Source organism: Oleiphilus sp. HI0079, from assembly GCF_001635105.1.
In genome coordinates this window covers 1-983 of record NZ_LWFT01001445.1, presented here as the reverse complement: position 1 = coordinate 983, position 983 = coordinate 1, and the positions used below count along the sequence as shown (strand labels likewise).

2 protein-coding genes are annotated in these 983 nt (G+C 51.4%); both read right to left on the bottom strand.

Going from position 1 to position 983, the window contains the following annotated elements; genetic code table 11:
• Positions 1-598: enoyl-CoA hydratase/isomerase family protein (locus A3750_RS24705; protein ID WP_068549055.1), on the bottom strand; the 598-nt coding region annotated here is incomplete at its 3' end.
• A gap of 9 nt (positions 599-607) precedes the next feature.
• The coding region (locus tag A3750_RS24700) for an acyl-CoA dehydrogenase family protein (RefSeq protein WP_197475304.1) at positions 608-983 on the bottom strand (376 nt) is incomplete at its 5' end.

Here is a 983-nt window from a genome sequence, read left to right as displayed (position 1 = left end):
CCTCGTTACTATTCACGCATTGATGCACAATACCAAGCTCTTTCGCTTCGGATCCTTTGAATCGCGCACCGAATAAGGCCAGGCGTCTGGCTTGCGTTAGGCCTATGCGCGTCACAACAAAGGGTGCAATTTGCGCTGGCGGAATACCTAAACTGGTTTCTGGCAGGCCAAACTGTGTCGACTCTAAGCAGATCGCGAGATCTGAGATGCAAACGAGGCCAAACCCGCCTCCTAACACAGCACCCTCTGCAGCGACAATGAGTACCTGCGGGATTTGATTGGCGAAGGTAATCATTCGGCCGAACTCTCGATTGAGCGCATAGAACGGATCCTCTTCGCCTTCAGCTCGGGAGCCCATTGCTGCGCGCGCATTGGCCATATCTTTGATATCGCCGCCTGCACAAAAGTGGCCCTCGGCGCCACGCATGACCACCGCACGAATGGTTTCGTCGTTCTCTATCGCCTTGAAGACGGACATCAGTTCCTGAACCATCCGTAAGCTCATTGCATTTCGTGCTTTCGGACGGTTTAGCGTTACGTGTAGCGCGTGTTCCTTTTGCTCAAGAAGCAGCGTTTCACATACTGGTAGCGTACTCATTCGCGCTCCTTACTTCTTACGTTTTGGCAGGGTGCCCATCAACTTACAGATAATGCCAAGCATGATTTCATCGGCACCACCTCCGATCGAGACAAGTCGAATATCACGCATTGAGCGAGAAACTGGGTTGTCCCACATGTAACCCATTCCGCCCCAGTATTGCAGACAGCTGTCAGAAACTTCTCTGCCCAAGCGTCCTGCTTTTAGTTTGGCCATAGAGGCAAGCATCGTCACGTCTTTCTTATTAATGTAACCCTCTACACCTTGATGCACCATGCAGCGAAGTGCTTCGATTTCTGTCTGAAGCTCTGCCAAACGAAAGTGAATGACCTGGTTGTCGAGTAGTGGTTGACCAAATGTCTGACGCTCACGGCAGTAATCGATT